Origin of the sequence: Nocardia sp. NPDC046763 (genome assembly GCF_040645495.1) — a bacterium.
Taxonomy (GTDB): domain Bacteria; phylum Actinomycetota; class Actinomycetes; order Mycobacteriales; family Mycobacteriaceae; genus Nocardia.
This window is the reverse complement of record NZ_JBEYYI010000021.1, coordinates 135,690-158,760: the sequence shown is the minus strand read 5'-3', so window position 1 is coordinate 158,760 and position 23,071 is coordinate 135,690. Positions and strand designations below refer to the sequence as shown.

Annotated in this window: 22 protein-coding genes and 1 pseudogene; 9 read left to right on the top strand and 14 right to left on the bottom strand. The window is 67.8% G+C overall.

Annotated elements, in window-relative coordinates:
* Window positions 1-34 precede the first annotated feature (34 nt).
* The 6 genes from ABZ909_RS29770 to ABZ909_RS29745 all read right to left on the bottom strand — a co-directional run bounded on the left by ABZ909_RS29770 (window position 35) and on the right by ABZ909_RS29745 (window position 6,871).
* Window positions 35-625, bottom strand: a complete 591-nt coding sequence (locus ABZ909_RS29770; RefSeq protein ID WP_040857695.1) for an ATP/GTP-binding protein — start codon at window positions 623-625, stop codon at window positions 35-37.
* Complete coding sequence (locus ABZ909_RS29765) at window positions 606-983, bottom strand: DUF742 domain-containing protein (RefSeq protein WP_357005953.1); 378 nt, start codon at window positions 981-983, stop codon at window positions 606-608. Before ABZ909_RS29765 ends, ABZ909_RS29770 begins: the two co-directional genes overlap by 20 nt.
* Window positions 980-1,405, bottom strand: coding sequence for a roadblock/LC7 domain-containing protein (locus tag ABZ909_RS29760; protein ID WP_040857697.1), 426 nt, complete (start codon window positions 1,403-1,405; stop codon window positions 980-982). The genes ABZ909_RS29765 and ABZ909_RS29760 overlap by 4 nt, the downstream gene beginning before the upstream one ends.
* The gene (locus tag ABZ909_RS29755) at window positions 1,383-3,992 is read right to left on the bottom strand and encodes a nitrate- and nitrite sensing domain-containing protein (protein ID WP_357005950.1); all 2,610 of its coding nucleotides are present in this window, start codon (window positions 3,990-3,992) and stop codon (window positions 1,383-1,385) included. The genes ABZ909_RS29760 and ABZ909_RS29755 overlap by 23 nt, the downstream gene beginning before the upstream one ends.
* Window positions 3,993-4,158: 166 nt before the next feature.
* Window positions 4,159-4,557 (bottom strand): roadblock/LC7 domain-containing protein, encoded by a 399-nt coding sequence (locus tag ABZ909_RS29750; RefSeq protein ID WP_357005993.1) that lies wholly within the window; start codon window positions 4,555-4,557, stop codon window positions 4,159-4,161.
* A complete protein-coding gene (locus ABZ909_RS29745) occupies window positions 4,535-6,871 on the bottom strand; it encodes a sensor histidine kinase (RefSeq protein WP_357005947.1) in 2,337 nt (778 codons plus the stop codon). The genes ABZ909_RS29750 and ABZ909_RS29745 overlap by 23 nt, the downstream gene beginning before the upstream one ends.
* 666 nt (window positions 6,872-7,537) lie before the next feature.
* Here ABZ909_RS29745 and ABZ909_RS29740 point away from each other — a divergent pair.
* Together ABZ909_RS29740 and ABZ909_RS29735 are read left to right on the top strand one after the other, a co-directional pair.
* On the top strand, window positions 7,538-9,091 hold the full coding sequence (locus ABZ909_RS29740) for a succinic semialdehyde dehydrogenase (protein WP_357005945.1): 1,554 nt from the start codon (window positions 7,538-7,540) through the stop codon (window positions 9,089-9,091).
* Window positions 9,092-9,151: 60 nt separating this feature from the next.
* Entirely contained in the window at window positions 9,152-9,967 is an 816-nt protein-coding gene (locus ABZ909_RS29735; RefSeq protein ID WP_357005942.1) for a methyltransferase domain-containing protein, read from the top strand.
* An 86-nt stretch (window positions 9,968-10,053) separates the two neighbouring features.
* Here ABZ909_RS29735 and ABZ909_RS29730 read toward each other — a convergent pair whose 3' ends face one another.
* The 3 genes from ABZ909_RS29730 to ABZ909_RS29720 form a co-directional block, all read right to left on the bottom strand.
* Complete coding sequence (locus ABZ909_RS29730; RefSeq protein WP_357005940.1) at window positions 10,054-10,461, bottom strand: DUF779 domain-containing protein; 408 nt, start codon at window positions 10,459-10,461, stop codon at window positions 10,054-10,056.
* Window positions 10,462-10,537: 76 nt separating this feature from the next.
* Window positions 10,538-12,055, bottom strand: coding sequence for an aldehyde dehydrogenase family protein (locus ABZ909_RS29725; RefSeq protein WP_357005938.1), 1,518 nt, complete (start codon window positions 12,053-12,055; stop codon window positions 10,538-10,540).
* 193 nt (window positions 12,056-12,248) lie between these two features.
* Window positions 12,249-13,469, bottom strand: coding sequence for a transcriptional regulator (locus tag ABZ909_RS29720; protein ID WP_357005936.1), 1,221 nt, complete (start codon window positions 13,467-13,469; stop codon window positions 12,249-12,251).
* 180 nt (window positions 13,470-13,649) lie between these two features.
* Between ABZ909_RS29720 and ABZ909_RS29715 the strand changes: the two genes are divergently transcribed.
* Window positions 13,650-14,531: an LLM class F420-dependent oxidoreductase gene (locus ABZ909_RS29715; RefSeq protein ID WP_357005933.1), complete on the top strand. Its 882-nt coding sequence runs from the start codon at window positions 13,650-13,652 to the stop codon at window positions 14,529-14,531.
* An 11-nt stretch (window positions 14,532-14,542) separates the two neighbouring features.
* Here ABZ909_RS29715 and ABZ909_RS29710 read toward each other — a convergent pair whose 3' ends face one another.
* Window positions 14,543-14,989: a nuclear transport factor 2 family protein gene (locus ABZ909_RS29710; RefSeq protein WP_357005931.1), complete on the bottom strand. Its 447-nt coding sequence runs from the start codon at window positions 14,987-14,989 to the stop codon at window positions 14,543-14,545.
* Between the two features lie 260 nt (window positions 14,990-15,249).
* Here ABZ909_RS29710 and ABZ909_RS29705 point away from each other — a divergent pair.
* Window positions 15,250-15,417 (top strand): annotated as a pseudogene (locus tag ABZ909_RS29705) (IS701 family transposase); the annotation flags it as partial.
* Window positions 15,418-15,685: 268 nt separating this feature from the next.
* Window positions 15,686-16,612 carry an alpha/beta hydrolase gene (locus tag ABZ909_RS29700; protein ID WP_357005928.1) on the top strand — a complete coding sequence of 309 codons (927 nt, stop codon included), beginning with the start codon at window positions 15,686-15,688 and terminating at the stop codon, window positions 16,610-16,612.
* Between the two features lie 416 nt (window positions 16,613-17,028).
* On the opposite strand, the gene ABZ909_RS29695 is transcribed toward ABZ909_RS29700, so the two are convergent.
* Window positions 17,029-17,172: a TetR family transcriptional regulator gene (locus tag ABZ909_RS29695; protein WP_357005925.1), complete on the bottom strand. Its 144-nt coding sequence runs from the start codon at window positions 17,170-17,172 to the stop codon at window positions 17,029-17,031.
* A 114-nt stretch (window positions 17,173-17,286) separates the two neighbouring features.
* Between ABZ909_RS29695 and ABZ909_RS29690 the strand changes: the two genes are divergently transcribed.
* Entirely contained in the window at window positions 17,287-18,330 is a 1,044-nt protein-coding gene (locus ABZ909_RS29690) for a fused (3R)-hydroxyacyl-ACP dehydratase subunits HadA/HadB (RefSeq protein ID WP_357005922.1), read from the top strand.
* Window positions 18,331-18,526: 196 nt separating this feature from the next.
* On the opposite strand, the gene ABZ909_RS29685 is transcribed toward ABZ909_RS29690, so the two are convergent.
* From ABZ909_RS29685 to ABZ909_RS29675, 3 genes are all read right to left on the bottom strand, one after another.
* Window positions 18,527-18,988 carry a hypothetical protein gene (locus ABZ909_RS29685; protein ID WP_357005919.1) on the bottom strand — a complete coding sequence of 154 codons (462 nt, stop codon included), beginning with the start codon at window positions 18,986-18,988 and terminating at the stop codon, window positions 18,527-18,529.
* Between the two features lie 92 nt (window positions 18,989-19,080).
* A complete protein-coding gene (locus tag ABZ909_RS29680; protein ID WP_357005916.1) occupies window positions 19,081-20,025 on the bottom strand; it encodes an NADP-dependent oxidoreductase in 945 nt (314 codons plus the stop codon).
* A gap of 269 nt (window positions 20,026-20,294) precedes the next feature.
* Window positions 20,295-20,561, bottom strand: a complete 267-nt coding sequence (locus ABZ909_RS29675; protein ID WP_357005913.1) for a hypothetical protein — start codon at window positions 20,559-20,561, stop codon at window positions 20,295-20,297.
* Window positions 20,562-20,755: 194 nt separating this feature from the next.
* On the opposite strand from ABZ909_RS29675, the gene ABZ909_RS29670 reads away from it, so the two are divergent.
* From ABZ909_RS29670 to fetB, 3 genes are read left to right on the top strand one after another with little or no spacing between them, the layout of a single operon-like run.
* Complete coding sequence (locus ABZ909_RS29670; RefSeq protein ID WP_357005910.1) at window positions 20,756-21,550, top strand: recombinase family protein; 795 nt, start codon at window positions 20,756-20,758, stop codon at window positions 21,548-21,550.
* A gap of 47 nt (window positions 21,551-21,597) precedes the next feature.
* A complete protein-coding gene (locus ABZ909_RS29665) occupies window positions 21,598-22,248 on the top strand; it encodes an ATP-binding cassette domain-containing protein (RefSeq protein WP_357005908.1) in 651 nt (216 codons plus the stop codon).
* Complete coding sequence (fetB, locus tag ABZ909_RS29660) at window positions 22,245-23,021, top strand: iron export ABC transporter permease subunit FetB (RefSeq protein ID WP_357005905.1); 777 nt, start codon at window positions 22,245-22,247, stop codon at window positions 23,019-23,021. The genes ABZ909_RS29665 and fetB overlap by 4 nt, the downstream gene beginning before the upstream one ends.
* Window positions 23,022-23,071: the final 50 nt, after the last annotated feature.

Genomic DNA, 23,071 nt, shown 5'->3' with positions numbered 1-23,071 from the left:
TCCGGGCGGGCTCGCCTCGCGTTCGGGACAGCTGTCAGCGCACGCCGGCGGTGGCAGCCCGGTCGATGAGGTATTCGACCAGCGTCATCAGCACGTTCTTACACGAGCCGCGGTCGCGGGCGTCACACAGCAGCACCGGGATTCGCTCGTCCAGGTCGAGAGCGTCGCGAACCTCGGACGGCGTGTACAGGGGCGCGCCCTCGAAACAGTTGACGGCCACCGTGAATGCGACGCCGCGGCGTTCGAAGAAGTCGATCGCCGCGAACGACCCCTCCAGGCGGCGGGTGTCGGCCAGCACGACCGCACCCAGCGCACCACGAGCCAGTTCGTCCCACAGGAACCAGAAGCGGTCCTGGCCCGGCGTACCGAACAGGTAGAGCACCAGGTTCTGGTCGATGGTGATACGACCGAAGTCCAGCGCCACCGTGGTGGTGGTCTTGCCCTCCACGCCGCGCAGATCGTCGACGCCGGCGGACAATTCGGTAATGAGTTCTTCGGTGCGGAGCGGAGTGATCTCACTGATCGCCCCCACCATCGTTGTCTTGCCCACGCCGAAGCCGCCCGCGATGAGGATCTTCACCGAGGCGGCCATGGGCTGGGCGGTATCAGAGTTTTCGAATGCCATCGAGTACCGCTCGCAGAATGTTGAGGTCACCGGGCGCAGCCTCGGGGGAGGCCGGGGCCCGGAAGTTGAGGATGTTGTCTGAAATCAGGTCCCCCACCAGGATTTTGGTCACCGCCAGCGGCAGCCGCAGGGCGGCCGACACCTCGGCCACCGACAGCGGCAGCCGGCACAACCGGACGATTTCCGCGTACTCCGGTTCGGCACGACGCAGCGGTGGGGCGGCATTGGGTACCACCACCACCGTGAGCATGTCCAGATCGTGCCCCGCACCCATGGTTCGGCCACCGGTCCGTGCGTAGGGACGCACGAGCGGACCGGCCGCGTCATCGAACCACTGTTCCCCCGGACCCGGCCTCATGACAGTCGGGGGTTGCCTTGTCCGGCCAGGTTGTGGCGCGGGGTGGTGGACAGGTAGTTGCCTACGCGCTGCACGGTCAGGTTCATCTCGTATGCGACCATGCCGAGGTTGGCCTGCTCGGTGGCCTGCAGCGCGAGGCAGGCGTGGCTGCCGGCGGCGGTCACGAACAGCACCGCGCGCTCGAGTTCGATGACCGCCTGGCGGACGCCGCCGCCGTCGAATCTGCCTCCGGCGCTGCGCGCCAGGCCGTAGAGGGTGGAGGACATGGCACCGAAGTGCTCCGCGTCCTCGCGGCTCATGGCGGAGGAGCGGCCCAGCAGCAGCCCGTCGGTGGAGTGCACCACCGCGTGACGGACGCCTGCGAGCCGGTCGACCAGATCATCGAGTAGCCAGTTGAGATCACCAGCGTTTGAGGTGGTCACCGTCGCCTTCCTGTCGTTCCGACTGTGTGCCTTCAAAGAAGGCCTGGGACTCAGGCCCGAACGAACCGGGGTCGGCCTTGCGGCCCTGCCTGGTTCCGTTTTCGATGGCGGAGAAAAGGTCTCGGGCCTGCTCGGCCGTGCGGGTGGCCTGGACCGTCGACTCGGGGGCCGACTGCTCCTGCGCCAATTCCGGTGCGAGACTTGCCTGCCGGCGCCTACGCGGGAGCGCGGGCCGGGCGTCGGAGCCAGTGTAATGGGATCGCCCGAATTCGCGAGACCGGAACCCGTTTTCCACCGGCGGGACGGGTTCGACCGGCGGATTCGGGTTCGGCCGCGGGTTGGTCGGCGGGTCGAACGGCGTTGCGGCTCCGAAGGACATGACCGGCGGCACGAGCGAGCCGGTGGACGGCCCGAACGGCTCCGGCTGGGGCGCGACCGGAGCCACCGGCGCGTTGGGCGGTTCCGGTGCGGGCGGGGGTGTGTAGGCCTCGTAGCCGACGATGGGCAGCTCGTAGCTCGAGATCATCGACGGGGGAACCGCCGGCGCCGCGGGGAGCTGCGGCAGCGCGGCCACCGCCAGCGAGGCCGCGGACGGCTCGGCGGCATCCAGCTGCCGCGGCACGACCGGGATCTCACCGGTACGGCCCGAGGGCTGCACGACCACGCTGTTGGGTACCAGCACGATGGCCCGCACACCGCCGTAGTCGGACTCGGTGAGCCGCACCGAGATCCCGTTGCGGGCCGCCAGCTGGGCGACCACGAAGCGGCCGAGGCGGAAGTCGTCGGGCAGCATGGCGACACCGAAATCGGGTGCGTCGCGCAGGATCTCGTTGATCCGCGCCAGCTCCTCCTCGGGCATGCCCATGCCCTGGTCGATCACCTCGATGGCGACGCCCTTGCCGACCACGTTGCCGCGCACCTCGACCTGAGACTGCGGCGGCGAGAAGTGGGCGGCGTTGTCGACGAGTTCGGCGAGCAGGTGCACGAGGTCGGCGACCGCGCTGCCCGCGATGGATACCTCGGGCAGCCGCGCGATCTTGACGCGGGTGTAGTCGAGCGTCTCACCGACACTGGAGCGCACGATCTCGAGCAGCTGCACCGGATTACGCCACTGCCGGCCGGGCTGGCCGCCCGCGAGAATGATGAGGTTCTCGGCATTGCGGCGTTCGCGGGTGGCCAGGTGGTCGAGGCGGAAGTAGATGTCGAGCAGCGCGGGATCCTCCTGCGACGACTCCGCGGCGTCGAGGATCTCCAGCTGGCGGTGCACGATGACCTGGCTGCGGTGGGCGATATTGAGGAACATCGCCTTGACACCCTCACGGGTGCGGGCCTCGGTGACGGCGGCCGACACGGCGGCGGAGTGGGCGTGGGTGAACGCCTTTGCCACCTGGCCGATCTCGTCGTGGCCGAAGTCCAGCACCGCGGCCTCGGCGGCGAGGTCGACCGGCTGGCCCGCGCGCAACTTGGCCATGATCTCGGGCAGCCGCTCGTCGGCCAGCACCAGCGTCTCGTTGCGCAGGCCCTTGAGGCGGCGAATGATCCGGTTCGCGAGCACCAGCGACACCAGGAAGGCGAGCGTGGACACGGCCAGCATGCCGCCGCCGGCGAGCGCGGAGTTGCGCTGATTGCTGTCGGCCACGTCGGCGGCCATCTTCTCGTTGTGGCGGCTCATCTTCTCCCACAGGTGCAGGATCTGGGTGTTGAGCCGGGCAACGGTGTCGCGCCACTCCTGCGCGGTGAAGGTCAGCGGCGCGACCTGGGGCGTGCCACCGGGTTTCGCGGGCGGCACGGTCATGGGATCGAGTGCCCGCGACAGCAGCACGTTCTCCATCATGACGATCTTCGTCCAGTCCGGATCGTTCATGAGGGCCTGCATGTCGACGTCACCGTTGGTGCCGTCGCCGCCGGCCAGCACGCCGAGGTTCACCCGGTAGGTGCCTGCCACCCGGGAGAATTCGATGGCCAGCTCGGGCGGCAGGGTCCCGCCGGCGAGCAGGACCTCGCCGACCGCGGCCTCGCGGGAGAGCATCTCGGCGGCCTGCACGACCTGCAGGCCGTTGGCGACCTCCAGGGCCACTTCGGAACTGGGCGCGGTGTCGGCGACGATGCGGGTGCCGATCCAGACGAACTCGAGCAGCTTGCCGTAGAAGTAGTAGACGTCGGAAACCGACACCGCATTGGTGTCGATCTGGGTGCGCAGACCGGCCAGCTGGCGGACCAGGGTGAGCAGCCCGCCGACGTCGCCGGTGACGGATTTCGGGCCGAGATTCTCCATGGCGGCGCTGACCGGGGCCATGCCCTGCAACGCGCCGTCGAGACGGGTGCGTGCCTGCGCCAACGACTTCGGATTCGCGTCGTCGCCACCACCCATCTCGGCGAGGGAGAGCTGGCGCTCCTGCTCCACCGCGGCGATCACTTCTCCGGTGGGCGGTCCCGCGGCGGACAACGCGTCCGCCCAATCCCGCGCGTGCTTGCCCTCGACCACCAGGTACCCCGCGCCACCCACGCCGATCACGAGCAGCGCCAGGCTCGGGACGAGTGCGATGGCGAGCACGCGGGTCCGGACCCCGAGCCTCGCTCTGAACATCCGGCAAAGGTAACGGGGTGTAAGTCACATATACCCCACCGATCCCGTTGAGCGGGACTGAAATTGACTTCTTTATTCATGTATGCGTACACATCGCAAAGTCCCCCATGGTCCAGCTATCATCTGGCAATCGGAATCGGTGGCAGGACAGCACGATTCGCGACTCTCACACACGTTGGCGGGGTGCAGCAGAAAGGAAGGATCCGACCCGCTGAACGGTCAGGTTCATCTCGTAGGCGACCATGCCCAGGTTGGCGTCGGCCCCGGCCTGCAGTGCCAGGCAGGCATTGGCGCCCGCCGCGGTGACGAACAGGACCGCTCGGTCGAGTTCGATCACGGCCTGCCGCACCCCGCCCGCGTCGAATCGGTGCCCGGCACTGCGGGACAGCCCGAACAGGGTCGAGGACATGGCGCAGAAGTGCTCGGCGTCCTCCCTGCTCATTCGGGCCGACCGGCCGAGCAGCAGCCCGTCGGCGGAATGCACCACCGCGTGCCGCACGCCCGCGAGTTTGCCGACGAGATCGTCGAGTAGCCAGTCGAGATCACCAGCGGGGGAGGTTTTCACCATCGCCTTCCTGTCGGGCGGCGGGCGGTGCGCCAGGATCGGTCTGCCGCCCCTGTCGGGTGCCGTTCTCGATTGCCGAGAACAGCTCTCGCGCCTGCTCGGCGCTGCGTTCGCCGGGCGCCGGGGCCACGGCGGGGGAATGCTCGATGGCAGGGTTCTCGGCCAGCTCGGGCGCGAGATGCTCCTGGCGGCGCCGCCGTGGCAGCTCGGGCCGGAGATCGACGGTGACCTGCGGATCGGGTGCGGGGAAGTCCGGCTGTTGCCCGCCCGGATGCCACGCATCGAATGATGCTGCGGCCTCGCGAAATTCCGGCGACGCGGTCGAGGCCCGCTCGAGTTCGACGCGGCGCTGCGGGGGCCTGTCCGCCGTCCGCGGTTCCACCGCACCGAGCTCGCCCTCGATCAGCCCGGACGGGATGAGGACGATGGCGCGCGTGCCGCCGTAATCGGAATCGGACAGGCGCACCGAGACGCCGTGCCGGGCGGCCAGCCGCGACACCACGAACAGGCCCAGGCGGGAATCCGAGGACAGGCTGGTGACGGCGAAATCCGGTGGACCAGAGAGCAGCTCGTTGAGCCGTGCCAGGTCGGACTCGGGAATGCCCATGCCCTGATCGCTGATCTCGACCGCGACCCCGCGGGCCACCGAGGCGCCGGAGATTTCGACGCGGGACTGCGGCGGGGAGAAGGACGCGGCATTGTCGATCAGCTCGGCCAGTAGGTGGGTGAGGTCGGCGACGGACCGACCGGCAATGAAAGCCGCTGGCAGGCGGCCGGTTCGGACCCGGGTGTAGTCGGCGGTCTCGCCGACCGCGGACCGCACCAGTTCCAGCAGCGGCACCGGATTGCGCCAATGGCGGCCGGGCCGTCCGCCCGCGAGAATGATCAGGTTCTCGGCATTGCGGCGTTCGCGGGTGGCCAGGTGGTCGAGCCGGAAGTAGATGTCCAGCAGCTCCGGATCCTCCTGCTGGGATTCGGCCTCGTCGAGGATCTCCAGCTGCCGGTGCACCACCACCTGGCTGCGGTGCGCGATATTGAGGAAGACCGACTTCACGCCTTCGCGGGTGCGCGCCTCGGTGACCGCGGCGGCGACGGCCGTCCCGTGGGCGTGGCCGAAAGCCTCGGCGACCTGGCCGATTTCATCGCGGCCGAAGTCCAGGACGGGGGTCTCGGTCTCGATATCGAGGTGTTCACCGGCGGCCAGCCGACTCATCGTCTCGGGCAGCTGCTCGTCGGCCAGGGCGAAGGTGCGGTCACGCAAACGCCGGAGCCTGCGGATGATGCGATTGGCCAACGCCAGCGCGACCAGGATCGCGCCCATCCCGACCACGACCATGCCCGCCCCGGCCGCCAGCGATTTCCTGGTGGTGTCGACCGCGGCGGCCCCGGCCAGGTGCTGGGCCTCGGCGTTTTCCGCCTGCCAGAGGTTCGCCAGACCGTGCGTGACCTCCCCGGCGCTGTGCTGCCATTCCGCGACCGAGATCGGAAGCGGTTGCAGCGCCGAGCGTTTGGCCGAGCCGTCCGCCGGCACCAAAGTGTGCTGGGCCAGGACCGGCTCAACCACGCCCAGCTGCTGCCAGGCGGCGGTCGAGACCAGCGCCCGCGCCGCGGCGGCCTGTTTCTCGTCGGGCGCGCTGACGATGCCGTCGACCCGGGTGCGGTAATAGCCGACCAGGCTGAGGTATTCGGCGCCCAGCTCGGGAGAGAGGTTGTTGCTGTCGACGAGGGCCGCGCCCAGCGCGTTCGCGCGGCTCATGGCCTCCAGACAGTGCAGTACGTCCGCGGCCTGGGTGAGCTCGACGGCGGTGGCGGCATCGGGCGCGGTCTTCTGCGCGACCTGCACGCCCGCCATGACGGCCTCGGGAATGTGGTTGTAGAAGACGTAGGCGTCGGACAGTCCGAGGGTGCCCGCATCGACGCCGGCGCGAATTCCGGCCAGCTGCTTGCTCATTTCGCCGAGGGCGCCGGTGGCCTGGCCCATGGACGCGGGTCCGATCCGCGACAGCGCCGACTGGGCCGGGGCGATCAGTCGCACGGCACTGTCGAGCCGCTGGCGCGCCGTCGTCAGGCGGCGCACATCGGAATCCATCCCGGCCACCCGCCACAGGGTCAGCTGCCGTTCGGCCTGCACGGCCTCGATCAGCTCGCGGGTGGGCGCGATGCCGGCCTGCATCTCGTCGGCCCAGGTCCGGGCCTGGTCTGAGCGGTCGATCAGGGTGCCGGCCACGCCGAGGCCGATGGCCGCCAACGCCACGCTCGGTACCAGCGCGATGGCCAGGATCCGGGTCCGGACCCCGAGCGTCGGAAAGCGCATCGCTGCAACGTAACTGCGTCGTGATACGCTCGGCGAGTCGAGTCCTTTTGTGCGGGACGGGATTTGACACTGACGAGACGAGTCGCGTAAGCCGGGGGTTTGCCAAGCTTTCTGCAATTTTCTTTAGAATTCATTTGCCTTCGAGTCGGCTGTGAGCCTCCCTCGAGACCAGAGCGGGCAAACTTTCAGCACTAGCTTCGTTTGCGCCCGGGACAGCGGGCCGCGCCCGGTGATCGGGGACGCGCGGACGGAGGAGACGAAGTGCAGCTTCACTATCACCGCATCCCCGGCCGATGCGCCGATCTCCGCCGTAGTGCTGTCGATTCCGGTACTGGTCAACGAATAGCCTGTTCCCGCAGCGCTTTTCATGATCCCGCGCACGCACCCCTCGTGCGTGCGCGGGATCGGGCACTGTCGCCGGTGCTGTCTCACCGGCGGTGGATTCCTGCCCGGGTACTGCTGGCTGTTTCTTCGTTCCGCGTTCACGATCAGTTACAGATTTTCGCAGGTAGAAGCCGAAATTTGGGCAATCACGATATTTCGGCCGAGCCAAGAATTCGCCCGGAACCCGATCCGAGCGGGCGGAATCTCGCAGTCCCGGCCCGGCGCGTGCGCAGCGGAGTAGATTGTGTGTACCTGGAAGTTACTCGTAAGTAGGAGGCGATGATGCCGGTGCCGGCTGCCACGGTGTTCGAGCGGTTGCGCTCGTTCGCGGCCGTGGATACCACCCAGGACCATGCGACCCGAGCGATCACCGAGGTGTTCACCGGCGAGTCCCTGGGCTCGGTGCCGGTCGGGACCGCCGCCGATGTCGCGGCCGCCATCGCCAAAGCGCGTATCGCGCAGGCCGAATGGGCCGCGCGCACACCCAAGCAGCGGGCCGAGGTGCTGGATCGGTACCGGGCGCTCGTGGTCGAGAACCGCGAGTACCTGATGGACATCCTCCAGGCCGAGACCGGCAAGGCCCGGTGGGCGGCCCAGGAGGAGATCATCGGCCTGATGTTCGCGGCCCGCTACTTCTCCCGGGTGGCCCCGCAGCTGCTCGCCCCGCACAGTGCGGCGGGCGCGTTCCCGCTGCTGAACCGCGCCTCGGTGCGCGTGGTGCCCAAGGGCGTGGTCGGGGTGATCGCGCCGTGGAACTACCCGATGCTGCTCTCGGTGGGCGACTCGATTCCTGCGCTGCTGGCCGGGAATGCCGTGGTGGTCAAGCCCGACAGCCAGACCCCGTACTCCTCGCTGGTCAATGCCGAGCTGTTCGCGCGCGCCGGGCTGCCCCGCGATCTGTTCGCGGTGGTTCCCGGCCCGGGCACAGTGGTCGGCACGGCCATCGTCGAGAACTGCGACTACCTGATGTTCACCGGTTCCTCTGCCACCGGCCGCACCCTGGCCGAGCAGTGCGGGCGCCGCCTCATCGGTTTCTCGGCCGAGCTCGGCGGCAAGAACCCGATGATCGTCACCCGCGACGCCGATCTGAACAAGGCGGCCAAGGCCGCGGTCCGCGCCTGCTTCTCCAATGCGGGCCAGCTGTGCATTTCCATCGAGCGGCTCTATGTCGAGCGCGCGGTCGCCGACCAGTTCACCGCGAAGTTCGTCGCGGCGGTGCGGGCGGCGAAACTCGGTGCCGCGTACGACTTCTCGCAGGATATCGGCAGTCTCATCTCCGAGGCCCAGCTGGAGACGGTCACCAAGCATGTGGCCGACGCGGTATCCAAGGGCGCGAAGGTGCTCGCCGGCGGCAATGCCCGCCCGGACCTGGGCCCGCTGTTCTTCGAACCGACCGTCCTGTCCGAGGTCACCGACGCGATGGAATGCGGCCGCAACGAGACCTTCGGCCCACTGGTGTCGATCTACCCGGTCGACTCGGTGCAGGAGGCCGTCGCCCGCGCCAATGACACCGAGTACGGACTGAACGCCAGCGTGTGGGCGGGCAGCAAGGCCGAGGGCGAGCGCATCGCGGAGCAATTGCACGCGGGCACGGTCAATGTCGACGAGGGCTACGCGCCCGCGTGGGGCACCACCGGCGCGCCGATGGGCGGCATGGGCATCTCTGGCGTCGGCCGCCGCCACGGTCCCGACGGCCTGCTGAAGTTCACCGAACCCCAGTCCATCGTGGTCACGCGGTTCCTGAACCTGGACGCCCCGCCCTTCATCCCGCAGACCAAGTGGCAGCCGTTCCTCATGGCCATCGCCCGCGGCATCCGGTTCCTGCCGGGTCGCTGATCTTCCCGCTGGACCGCCCGTCCGGCGTGCGTACACTGTACCCGTCGGAAGGGTGGTCGAATGCCGGAGAATCCGCTTGCCGCGCCGGGCGCGTGGGACCAGGTCGCTGAGAGTTATGACGACGTCGTATCGGACATGATGCGGCCGTTCGCGATTCGCGCATTGGAATCGGCCGAGCTGAGCGACCGGTCCCGGGTCATCGATGTGGCCACCGGGCCCGGCGTGCTCGCGCTGCTGGCCGCGCCGCGAGTCGCGGAGGTGGTCGCGGTCGACTTCTCCGAGGCCATGATCCGGCGGCTGCGGCGCGCCATCATGCAGGCCGGGGTCGGCAATGTGCTCACCGGCGTCGGTGACGGGCAGGAATTGCGCTACGCCAGTAACACTTTCGACGCCGCGTTCTCGATGTTCGGACTCATGTTCTTCCCGGACCGGGCCAGCGGGTTCGCCGAGCTGCACCGGGTGCTGCGGCCGGGCGGTATCACGGTGGTGTCCAGCTGGGCCCCGATCACGGACTCGCCGCTGATGACGTTGCTGTTCGAGGCGTTCCAGGCCGGGATTCCGGGATTCCCCGCGCCCCAGCCGAATCCGGAGAGCCTCGAGAACCCGAACGTGTTCGAGAAGGAGCTGCTCGCGGCCGGTTTCACCGAGGTGGTGCTGCGACCGCACTCCGAATCGTTCAGTTACGACAGCGCCGAGCAGATGTGGGACCGGCTGACCCGGGGCAGCGCCCCGCTACAGGCCACCCGCCGGCGCACCGACAAGGCCACCTGGGCAGCCCAGGAAAAGGTCATGATCGGCTATCTGCGCGAGCACTACGTGCCGGGCACACCGCTGTCCACGACCGCGTGGCTGGGCACCGGTCGCGTTCCGCGGTAGGGACTTTCGGATCCGGAGCGGTCCGATGGCTCCGGAGGTTTACGATGGCGCGGCCGACCCGGAGAAACCGGCCGCGCCACCTTCCTTCATCCGGCCAGCTCGTTGCCGCGCAGCGGAGCGGGAGCCGCTTCCAACGCCGCTGTCTCGGCATCGGTGAACAGGCGTGACCGGATGACGAATCGGACTCCCTCGGGGGCCTCGAGGGAGAAGCCACCGCCGCGGCCGGGGACCACGTCGACGGTCAGATGGGTGTGGCGCCAATACTCGTACTGGTCGGCGCTGATCCAGAACGCCGTGTCCGGGAAGACGCGGCCGAGCAGCACATCGGCCGCGCCCACCCGGAACTCGCCCAGGGGGTAACACATCGGGGAGCTGCCGTCGCAGCAGCCGCCCGACTGGTGGAACATCACCGGACCGTGGTGGACGATGAGGTCCTGCAGCACGTGTGCGGCGGCCTCGGTGATGGTCACCCTGGATACGGAACCTGCTTTCATCACGCTCCTCGCAGACCGTCCGGCCTGTCCGACTTCGAATTACTGGCAGTTCTGAATGAATTGAATTGCTTGCGGTTCAGAAGAATCCGAGCTTATTCGGGGAGTAGGACACGAGCAGGTTCTTGGTCTGCTGATAGTGGTCGAGCATCATACGGTGGTTCTCCCGGCCGATGCCGGACTTCTTGTAGCCGCCGAACGCCGCGTGCGCGGGATAGGCGTGGTAGCAGTTGGTCCACACCCGGCCGGCCTTGACGGCGCGGCCCACCCGGTAGGCGGTACTGCCGTCGCGGGTCCACAGGCCGGCGCCGAGGCCGTAGAGCGTGTCATTGGCGATGGTTACCGCTTCGACTTCGTTGTCGAAGCGGGCCACCGCTACCACCGGACCGAAGATTTCCTCCTGGAAGATCCGCATGTCATTGCGGCCCTCGAAGATCGTCGGTTCGATGTAGTACCCATTGGGGAAGCCCTCCACCTTGCGCATCTCGCCGCCGGTGAGGACCGTCGCACCCTCTTTGCGGCCGATGTCGATGTAGGACAGGATCTTTTCGTACTGGTCGTTACTGGCCTGTGCGCCGATCATGGTCGTGTCGTCGAGCGGATTGCCGCCCTTGATGGCCTTGGTGCGCTCGAGGCAGCGGGCCATGAACTCGTCGTAGATGGACGAGTGGATCAGCGCCCGCGACGGGCAGGTGCAGACCTCGCCCTGGTTGAGCGCGAACATCACGAAGCCCTCGACGGCCTTGTCCAGGAAGGCGTCGTCGGCGGCCATGACATCGGGGAAGAAGATGTTGGGGCTCTTGCCGCCGAGTTCCAGGGTGACCGGGATGATGTTCTCGCTGGCGTACTGCATGATGAGCCGGCCGGTGGTGGTCTCGCCGGTGAAGGCGACCTTGGCGACGCGCGGGCTGGAGGCCAGCGGCTTGCCGGCCTCGACACCGAAACCGTTGACCACATTGACGACGCCGGGTGGCAGCAGGTCAGCGATGAGCTCGATGACCAGCAGCAGCGAGGCCGGGGTCTGCTCGGCGGGCTTGATGACCACGCAGTTACCGGCGGCGAGCGCGGGGGCCAGCTTCCAGGCCGCCATGAGGATCGGGAAATTCCACGGAATGATCTGCCCGACCACACCCAGCGGTTCCTGGAAGTGATAGGCGACGGTGTCGGCGTCGATCTGGGAAAGATGACCCTCCTGCGCGCGCACCGCCCCGGCGAAGTAGCGGAAGTGGTCGACCGCCAAAGGCAGGTCGGCGGCGAGGGTTTCACGGACCGGCTTGCCGTTCTCCCAGGTTTCGGCGACGGCGAGACGCTCCAGGTTCGTCTCGATCCGGTCGGCGATCTTGTTGAGGATGTTGGCACGATCCGTTACCGACGTGGCACCCCAGGCGTCGGCCGCCCGATGCGCCGCCTCCAGGGCCATATCGATGTCCGCGGCACTCGAACGCGCCACCTGGCAGAAGGTCTCACCGTCGATCGGGGAGGGATTGTCGAAGTATCTGCCCTCGATCGGCGCTTTCCACTCGCCCCCGATGAAGTTGTCATAGCGGCGGTTGAAGCTGACGATGCTCCCGGCGGTGCCGGGTTTGGCGTAGATCATGGCGCGGCTCCTGATCCCGTATCTGCGGTGACGGGGGTCACTATGAACCGCGAAGGTTGGCGCAAGGTTGGCGCCGGGTTGGCGAAACGTTGCTGAGTCACTGCTGTCGAATACGACTGCGGTAATGAACATTCCGGACAAGGCCGACATATTCATGGCATGGCGTGCACCTGCGCACGCGCTCCGGCATCGACTACGCGCGTAAGGCGGTGTGCAGGCGCGCGGTCGCCAGGGCGCGGCGGCTGTCGCCGTGGGGGAGCAGGCGCAGGGCGTGCTCGTGGATCTCGATGTCGTCCGGGCAGCGCTGGCCGAAACGCAAGGCGTGCTCGGGGTTGCGGTCGGCGAGCACGGCGGTGCGCAGGCAGACGTCGAGGTGTTCGCGCCACTGCACGATGCCCGGAACGTCCGAATCAGGCAGCAGCGGACCGCGATACAGGCGGACGGCGGTGGTCAGGTCGCCCGCTTCGAGGGCAGCGAGCAGTTCGACGGCGTCGCAGGCGAGAGGCTCGGTGAGCATGTAGCGGCGGTCGGCGATGCGGCCGTCGGTGGCGGCGCGCAGGCGGGAGACATCGGCCTTGAGGGTGCTGGAGGACACCGACCGGTCGCCATAGACGGCCTCGTGCAAGCGTTCCGGCGTGAAGCCCTCCGGTTCCAGGGCGAGCAGGGTCAGAATCTCCAGCTGGCGTGGCCGCATGGCCATCTGCTTGCCCTGCTTGTAGAGGTGCGGCACCCCCAGCGATTCCAGCCGGGTATTGCGGGCAGGGCGGAACTGTCCGGCATGGACTCGGGCTTCGATGGCTGTCACCAGGGCTCGGGCCGTCGTGAGGATGAGCGGATGTGAGCGATCCCAATACGTCGATAGATCCAGCACGCCGAGCTGACGGCCGTCGGCGGCGCGGATGGGCGCGCAGTAGCAGACCCAGCCGTGCAGCGCCTCCACCAGATGCTCGGCGGCCCAGACCGAGGCGGGGCGGCCGCTGTGCAGCGACAGCGCGACGCCGCTGGTGCCCATGTACGGCTCGTCCCAGCAGCCGCCGGGGGCGAGATTGACCGATTCCGCGCGCCGCTGGACCGAGCGGTCGCCACAGCTGAAGAGCACGGTCCCCGTATCGTCGGTGACCACCGCGACCATGCCCGAATCCTCCGCCAATGCCCGGAGCTCACCCGCCATCTCGGTGATGGGCGTCCGCAGCGGTGATTCGGCCCAGCGCGAACCCAATTCGTCCCGATCGGTTCCGGGCGCCGCCGTGCGCGTCGGATCGACCGTGCGCAGCGACCGCTCCCACGACTCCGCCACCTCGTTGCGCAGCACCACCTCGGTGCCGGGCGGGCGGCCGGAGGAGGCCGTGGTCCACCGCACCCAGGCCTTCTCCAACTCCGCACGCTGGTGCGCAGGGACTGGCAGCTGTGTCATGGCGCAAACTCCTCGCGGTGCGACCGGACCGAGCGATATCCCATGATGGCGCGCGGTCGCATCGCGCGGGCCGCATTCGCCGCAGTCCGTGCGCTAATTCGTTCCGGGCGGCTTCGCAGCGTTCGCCGCCCGGTCCCGCGCCCTCGAACGGTCCCGGATTCCACTGGTAGACAAGAAGTCATGGTCCTCCCTTTCCGCTTCGGCGTGAACCTGCTGACCCCCGCGTCCCGCCCGGAATGGATCGAGAAGTGCCGTCGCGCCGAGGGACTCGGCTACGACGTCATCGGAGTGCCCGACCATCTCGGGCTGCCCGCTCCGTTCCCGGCGCTCATGCTGGCCGCCGATGTCACCGAACGGCCGCGGCTGAACACCTTCGTGCTCAATACGCCCTTCTACAACCCGGTCCTGCTGGCCCGCGACGTGGCCGGCCTGGATCAGCTCACCGGAGGGCGGTTCGAGCTGGGGTTGGGGGCCGGGTACGTGCGGTCCGAATTCGAGGCCGCCGGAATGCCGTTCCCGTCGGCGGGCCGGCGCGTCGGGCACCTCGAGGAGACGGTCACGACGCTGCGCCGCCTCTTCGCCGATCCTGAGTATCAGCCGCGTCCGGCGCAGCCTTCCGGGCCGCCGCTGCTCCTGGCCGGCTGGGGTGAGCGGGCGCTGCGGCTGGCCGCCGAGTACGCCGACATCGTCGCCTTCACCGGCGCGACCTCGGCCGACAGCGGCCTGCTCACGCTCGCGGACGCCGACTCGACCGCGAAGAAGACGGCCTACGTGCGCGGGCTGCTCGGAAACCGGGCCGGCGCCGTCGAATTCAACCTGCTGGTGCAGGGCATCGCCGCACCCGCCGATCGCGAGGCCGCGATCGCCTACCTGACCGAGCACCTGCCCTTCGGCTACACCGGCGCGCTCGAGGACCTGCCCGTGCTGCTGGTCGGCACCGCCGCGCAGATGGCCGAGACCCTGCGTGAACGCCGGGAACGGTTCGGGTTCAACTACATCACGGTGCTCGAGCACAACATGGACCGGTTCGGCCCGCTCATCGAGCTACTGAAGGGGGAGTGACCCCATAGGATTCAGGTGCCCGGGACCGCGTCGGGGGCGATGAACATGTAGCTCTTCTCCTCCACCCGCTGCTCGATGCGCCATTCGCCGTCCACGCGCACGAAGGTGTCGTGGTACCAGAGCCCGCACAGCATGAGCTGGCGGGTGCCGTCGGCGGCGGTGACCAGCATGGGGTTGTGGCACATGGTGCGCGCGGTGGCGTGATCGCCCTCCACGCGGATGGAGGAGTTACTGATCATGTGCTGGAAGGCGGAGAAATTCGGCATGACGGTCGCGAGGAACTTCTTGGTGGATTCCACGTCGCCGGCCGGGCCGCCCATGGCCGTGTAGTCGATGTGGGCGTCGGGGGTGAAGATCTCGTCCAGCAGTTCCCATTGGTGGGTGTCCACGGCGTGGGAATAGCGGACCATGAGGTCCGCTATTTCCAGGCGGTCCGAAATCTCCTGCAGGGACAGCATGGTGCCTCCGAGTGGTGCCGATAACTGTTCAGGGACGGTGGGCCAGCGTACGGCGAGGCGGGCGTTGATCCTGCCGTTTCCGAAAGATATTGCGGGCGAATGAGAACCGCCGAGTTCGGCGTCACGCCAGCTGTCCGGAGCAGGGGTCTGGTCGCTGACGACCTGCCGGTCGCTACCGCGCCCTACTGGCAACCACCGATTTCTGCGCCTCACCCGTTGACCGACCGCAACGGCACTCGTCTGGGTCTGCGCTGGTAGATGTGGTGTTGGAACATGTTGTGGCCGAGTTGAATTCGTTGATGCCGAGGGTCGGGTCCCGGTTCACGCGTGCGGAGCCACGGGCTCGGGCACGAGAGTACGTGACGAGGTTGACCGCGGGGCTGGAACGCAAGAACGGTTGGATGCTCGCCGAACGCGCGGGTGCGGTGCGCCCGCGTCGACGAACTGATCGCCGAACTGCCCGCCACCGCGCCGATCGCGCGTGCCACTCGGGCCCGTCGGGCATGAGCCCGCCGCTTCCGCGATCCCGCCGCTTCCGCGATCCCGCCGCTTCCGCGATCCCGCCGCTGAGCGGCCCACTGTGGCCGGTGTCCGGCTGTACTGGGCGAAACTTGATGCGCGATGAGCCTCGGGTGGGATCATGGACTGGCGACGGCCGTCGGATCGATGAACAGGCCTGTCGCAGTCGAAAGCTTCATGAACACCCGGGTGCAGTTCGTCTTGCAATGCTCGATGTTTGCAATCGTCGGCCACAACTTCGGGAGGTTTGTCATGAGCAATGGGATCGACCGATTCGCTGAACTGTCCGAGGTCAGGATGTGCTACCGCGACGAGGGTGATCCGGCGGGGCAACCGATGCTGCTGATCATGGGGCTCAGCTCGCAGCTGATCCACTGGCCTCAGGAGATCGTCGATGGTCTCGGCGCGCGCGGCTACCGCGTCATCCGTCCCGACAACCGCGACAGCGGCCTGACCGAGTGGAAGGTCACTCCGAGCCAGTACTACCTCAGGGCGATCGCGCGCGACAGTGTCGAGTTGCTCGATTACCTGGGTATCGACCACGCGCACGTGGTCGGCGCGTCGATGGGCGGGATGGTCGCTCAGCTGGTCGCGATCGAGCACGCGGCGCGGGTACGGTCGCTGTGCTCGATGATGAGCACTCCGCACGCCAGCATCGGCATGGCCGACGGCGACGTGCTCCAGGAGCTGATGAAGCCGCTTCCGCCGAATCGCGACGACGCGATCGAGCAGATCGTCGCCCTGTACGCCCTCATCGGGTCGAAGACCTACGCCGAGAGCGAGCGTGAACGCCGCTACGCCCTGGCGACCCACGCCTACGACCGCGCGCGCCATCCCGAGGGGGCGGCTCGTCAGGTAACCGCAGCCGTCATCGCCCCCGACCGCACGAGAAACCTCCAGCGGTTGCAGGTGCCCACGTTGGTGATCCATGGCGCGGAGGATTCGCTGATCAAGATCGTCGGCGGCGAGGCCACCCATGCGGCGATCCCCGGATCGAGCTACCTGCCACTCGAGGCGATGGGGCATGACATCCCCGCGCCGCTGTTCGGCGAAATCATCTCGGCCATCGCCGAAAACGCCGCCCGGCGTCCCGTGGTCGTGTAGAGCCCACACCACAACCACACATCGTCACCGGGTGGCCGACGTCAGCGGCCACCCGGTGACAGTTGTGGATCAGTTGCATCCGGAGCTGCTGAGCAGTGTGCCGGCGCTGGATTGGGGCCACAGCGTCACCGCTGTCGGCCACACCGGAGCCAGGGATCAACCGGATTATGGCCGGCCGCCTCCGCCGGGGCGACGGCGGTGATCTGGATTGCGGAGTCGGCGGTGAACGAGATTGCCGGTGTGCCACCGAAACTCACCGTGGTCGCACCAGGTTCGTCCCGGCGAGCACGACCGCCATCCCGCCGGCCACCGAACCGACGTTCGGCACCGCCGCGGTAAGGGTGGGGAGGGGTTCCGAGAGTAATCCCCGAAAAGCCAACGGATATGACGTAACCGCAGGAGTCGACGCGGCGAGGCTACAGGGTCGTCTTGTTGAGGTGTCGGTGGATGGTGGGGCGGGTGACGCCGAACTCGGCGGCGATCTGGTCGACGGTGTAGCGGTGTTTGCCTCGTTCGTCGTGCGGAAATCTCCAGCAACTCAACGCGTCTCGCGAACCCACGTTTGTTTTTCTCGGCGTAGCGCCGCGCCTTGTGAGAAGGTGGGGTTTCACTCGTGAATTCGGTACTGCCGGTGCCGGTTACGAGTGTGGAATGGATCCGGATGGAGGAGGGGCTTGGTGGAAGCAGCGTTCGATGCGGCTGGGCTGGTAGGGCATCGCTATCGCACAGATGACTTTTACGAGGTGGGGCGGGAGAAGATCCGCGAGTACGCGCGAGCGGTGCAGGACTTCCACCCGGCGCACTGGAGCGAAGGGGCTGCTGGTGAGCTCGGATACGCCGGTCTGATCGCGCCGACCACGTTCATCTCCATTGCCGCGATGCTGGCCAACCGCAGGCTGCTCGAGATCGTCATGACCGGCTACGACGTGGTCGTGCAGACCGATCAGGTTTTCGAAATGTACAAGCCGGTGCTCACCGGCGACCGGTTGGTCAGCGATGTCGAGCTGTCCTCGACGCGTCGTATCGGGGGCAAGGACCTGCTCACCATCACCAACACTTTCACCGACCAGACCGGTGACATCGTGCAGATCATGCACACCACCGTCCTCGGCCTCACCGACGAGGACGTCAACGCCGAAATCAGCGACACGATCGAGCGCGTCATCATGAGCGGGCTCGACACGACCTCCCCAACCACCGCCGCTTCGGCCGACGAGGACGCGCTGCTGGTGACAGAACCGGATCCCTGGACCACCGCCCGTCTTTCGCCGATCTCACGCACGCGTATCCCGCGCACCGTGTTCCGCTTCGAGGACATCGCCGTCGGTGACGAACTTCCCGCTCGGTCCGTGCGCCTGACCCGCGGCGACCTGGTGAATTATGCCGGGGTCTCCGGGGACGTGAATCCCATCCATTGGCATGACGAGATCGCTGTGCTCGCGGGTCTTCCGGATGTGATCGCTCACGGCATGCTCACGATGGGCTTGGGGGCGGGATTTGTCACCGGATGGCTCGGTGACCCGGGTGCGATGATCCGGTATGGGGTCCGGCTGTCGAATTACACGGTCATCGAAGCCGCCTCCGCGGGAACGGTGGAGTTCACCGGACGCATCAAGTCGGTCGATCCCGACACCAGAACGGCTGTCGTCGTCATCGTCGCGAAGGCGGCCGGCCGCAAGGTTTTCGGCCTCGCCACCGCAGATGTCCGACTCGCCTGACCTCCGCCACGACAGCTAACGCGCAACGGTGCGAATGATTCACTTCGATGAGGCGGGCCGCGAAGCGTACGAGGCCGCGAACGAGGCTGTAGTGGGTACATGCGAACAAGGAGGGGTCGCGGTAGAACTCGCCGAGAATCCAACGAAGTCCGGCATAGCGCTGATCAGTGCTAAGGCACCCGGAAGGCTGACACGGTCACCCCGAATAGGGATCGAGATCGAGGTGCGTGCGGTCGTCGAACCCCTCGGCGGGCCGCAGCCAGCGAGCCGGGACACGCAGCGGCTCGGGTAAACCGACGATTCGGTCCCGGTGGTCCAACAACCGTCCGCGCACGCGATATTCGCCTTGAGGCAGACCCAGCGCAGTGAGCGCAGCGATTTGCTCGGCGGTCAGCGCGACCTCGATGCTGGGGCCTTCGGTGAGCGGTCGCCCCTCCACCATGGCCGGACTACTGGTCGAGTCCACTGCGGTGACGGTAAGCCGGAAACGAGTACCGGTCATCCACCACCACGCCGACGCCGGCGTGCCGGGTTGATCACGGTCGAGGTGGCGTCCCCGCGAAATCCGGTGCGGAATCAGCACCACATAGGTTTGCCCGACCACGACGTCGCGGGCCCGCATGCACTCAGCCTGCACATCCACATCGCTACTGGTCAAGCCATTGTCGTTGTTTTTCGCGCGACTACTACCGGAACCTCGACTCGTCGGGACGGGTCAGCAGGTCGCGGGCCTGGCGCTATCCAGGGTCCTCACGGACGAACGCGGATGACCGTCTTCCCCTTGCGTCGCTCGGTCGGGTTGAAGGCGGCGACGGCGTCGTCGAGGGTCGCAACTGTGCCGATGTTCGTCCGCACTCGTCCGTCGCGCACCCGCTGGGCGATCTCACTGAGTTGGGTGCGGTCGGATACGACGATGAAGTCGATCGCCAGTCCGTGGGCGGGGCGAGCCTCGGGCGGCCCGGTGACGGTCACCAGCGTTCCTCGGGCTCGAACGAGATCCGCGGACCGCTTCTGGATGTCTCCGCCGATGACATCGAAGACCAGATCGACTCCGCCGATGTCGTCCAGAGAGTCGTTCTGAAGGTCGACGAACTCGTGCGCCCCGAAGTCGAGCGCGGTCTGCCGGCTGGCCGCGCGCCCGGTGCCGATGACGTAGGCGCCGGCCTCACGTGCGAGCTGGGTTGCCATCGACCCAACTACGCCGGCCGCACCGTGCACGAGGACGCTCTGCCCCGCCTGAAGACGGCCGTGCTCGAACAGCCCCTGCCAGGCGGTCAAGCCCGCCATCGTGACGCCCGCGCCCACCGTGAAGTCAATGTCGCCCGGCAGCGGCGAGAGATTACGTGCCTCGACGACTACGTACTCCGCCAGCGTGCCGTCGCGAGTCCAGTCGGTGAGCCCGAACACCCGCTGCCCCACCGACAGGCCGGTTGTGCCATAGCCGAGAACGCTGACCACCCCGGCCAGCTCGTGCCCGGGGATCGACGGCGTCCGGTCCCGGCCGAGCCGATCGATCCAGGTCGAGGGCCACTCCAACTCATCCGCGGTGAACCCCGACGCATGAACCTCGACGACGACATCGCCGTAGCTCGCGCCCGAGAGGCTAGCGAACCTCGCCGCATCCGGCTCGGCCCGCTCCACCAACGTCATCCCGGCCGTTCCGGCGGCCTGGTCCGTCACCACGATTGCCTTCATATGAATACCTCCCTGTATCCAGGCCGTGCGGCCACGTGGTCGGGAAGATCCGGAGAAGAACCGAACTTGCAGCAGACACCCCGCAGCGCGACATCGTGCGAACTGCACATCACACGCGAGGGCACAGGCCATGCTACCTGCGCCGATGGGCCTGCGGACGCGCCTGGAGCACCAAGCACCCAATGGCCGGACGACTGGAGCGAAAGATAAAACGTGGCGACACCCTGTTCTGAAGGCATTCACCCAGCGTCCGCGACGTCACGAACGGCTCAGCATGGCAGATTGTTCGCGCCGTTGTAGGCATCTCCCACCGCCGCGGTCCCAAGGACAGCGGCCACCACGATCGTTCGGGCGAACCCGGTGACCCGACTCACCACGCCGGCCAGAGCCACGTGCCCGCCCGCGCGGGCGAGCCCGGCAGCGTCCGCGCTGCCTTCCCCGCCAACACCTTTCAGCTTGACCGGTTCGGTGGAGCGGTGCGGTAATCGCTGGATCGGCAACGGCTGTGTCGCGAAACTGCCGTAGTCGTTCAACACGTCCCCCTCATTCAGTTGGTTCCGACCATCCAGATTACGGACGCGGTGCACCTGCTCCCGGTGACACAGTGGCTCGAAAACGTTCGTTCACGAGACACCCTCCGCCGCAGCAGATTTCCGCACGCCAGATCTGTAATGGTTGCCGTGTACGCGCCAACGGCAACCTGTCGGGAGTTCGCAATACACTCCGCGCCATGCGAATCGGCTACGGGCGGGTCTCCACCCTCGACCAGCACCCCGAAGCCCAACACCACGCACTCACCGCCGCCGGATGCGAACAGATATTCATCGACAAGGCCTCCGGCAAGCTCGCCTCACGGCCCGAGCTGAGCAAGGCACTGCTGGTGGCCAAACGGCCCAAAGATCAACTGATCACCAAGCTCGACCGGCTAGGCCGCTCCCTCGGGCACCTGATCGAGCTGTCCAAGACTCTCCAGGACCGGGGCGTGGATCTGGTGGTGCTCGACCAGGGCATCGATACCTCTACCGCCGTCGGCCGCATGTTCTTCCAAATCCTCGGCGCGATAGCCGAATTCGAACACACCCTCATGTCCGAACGCACCCGCGGCCGAATTCGGCGTCACCCGCCCCACCATCCACCGACACCTCAACAAGACGACTCCGTAGCCTCGACAGTCCGGCTACCTGCGGCTACGCCATATCCGTTGCGGCGGTTACTACTGGGACCCCTCTCGCTGGGATGCAGTCCGAGAGTCCATCACCGCCACCGCGGACTGTGGGGAGCGACCTTCGACGCGCTCTCCCATCCCGAAACCCGGACTCAGCTCGCCGAGCAGACCGATGAATCCCGGTCGGGGCTGGCCCGGCTCTTCGGCGACACCGGACGGACTGTCGGTGCGCTCTATCAGGCGCTGCTGGTGGGCATCGCGGCGCAGGCGCTCATGGACCCCGGAACCGCTCCCACCGGGGCTGAACTCGCGGAGGGGCTGCGGCGGATCGCCGGGTTGCCGGCGACTTCCGGCGCGTAGGCGACCCCGCGCCGCGCCGCCGATCCGGAGTGGGGCAGGGTGAGGCGGTGCCCAGCATTGTCTTGGACCGGGTCAGCCTCGGCCACGGATCGACCTCGGTACTCGTCGAGGTCGATGCGACCTTCGCGGCCGGGCGGTGTACGGCCGTGGTCGGACCGAGCGGGGCGGGCAAGACGACCCTGCTGCGACTGCTGAATCGGTTCGGGGAGCCCGACAGCGGCCGGGTACTGCTGGACGGGGTCCCGGTGACCGACCTGGATGTGCTGGCGTTGCGTCGGCAGGTGGGGTTGGTGCCGCAGCGGCCGGTGCTGCTCACCGGTACGGTCGCCGAGGAGGTGTGCGTGGGGCGGGCCGTCGATTCCGAGCGCGTGCGCGAATTGCTCGGGGCGGTCGGTTTGCCCGACGGGTTCGCGGTGCGCCGCTGCGCCGAGCTGTCCGGAGGTGAGGCACAACGGGTTTGCCTGGCGCGGGCGCTGGCGGTGGAGCCGCGGGTGCTGCTGCTCGACGAGCCGACCTCGGCGCTGGACGGGGCGTCGGCGGTGGCGATCGGCGCGTTGATCCGGGCGCATGTGGCGGCCGGCGGCAGTGTGGTGCTGGTCAGCCATGATCCGGGATTCGTGGCCGAGGTGGCGGACGAGGTATGGACGCTGGCCGCCGGGCGGCTCACGCGTGGTGCGGAAGCGGAGAATCAGCCATGACCCAGGGACTTTCGGTGCCCGACTGGACGGGCGTCGGCGCGTCGCTGGTCCTGGTCGCGCTGGCGGCGGCCATCGCCTACCGGCAGCAGCTGCATCTCACCCGCGAACTGCTGATCGCGGCGGCCCGGGCCGGCGTGCAGCTCGTCGCGGTGGGCGCGATTCTGCTGATCCTGTTCCGCCACACCGGATTGCCGGGCGCGCTGGGCTGGGTGGTCCTGATGATCGTCATCGCCGGGCAGGTGGCCGGGCGACGCGGGGCGGGGCTGCCACATGCGACGCGTTCGGCGACCATCGGCGTGGCGTTCGGCGCGTCGATCACCCTGGGCGCGCTGATCGCCCTCGGCATCATCTCCACGCAGGCGCGGGTGGTAGTGCCGGTGGGCGGCATGATCGTGTCGTCGGCGATGCAGTCGACCGGAATCGCGCTGCGCCGCTTGGTCGAGGATGCGCGCCGGGCCCGCGATGCCGTGGAAGCCCGGCTGGCACTGGGCCTTTCGGCGTACCAGTCGTTCCTGCCGAATCAGCGTTCGGCGCTGCGCACCGCGCTGATCCCGGCCATCGACTCGACCAAGGTGGTCGGTCTGATCAGTCTGCCGGGCGCGATGACGGGTTTGATTCTGGCGGGCGTGGATCCGCTGACGGCCATCCGCTATCAGATCGTCGTGATGTACATGCTGCTCGCGGCCACGACCCTGGCCGCTCTGGCGGCCACTCGGGTGGCCGAGCGAACCCTTTTCGACGGTGCGCAGCGCCTCGTCCGGCTGCCCGACTGACAACCGTCCGGCTCGCAGAGTCCTGATGAGTGAGATTTCAAATGCGAGTT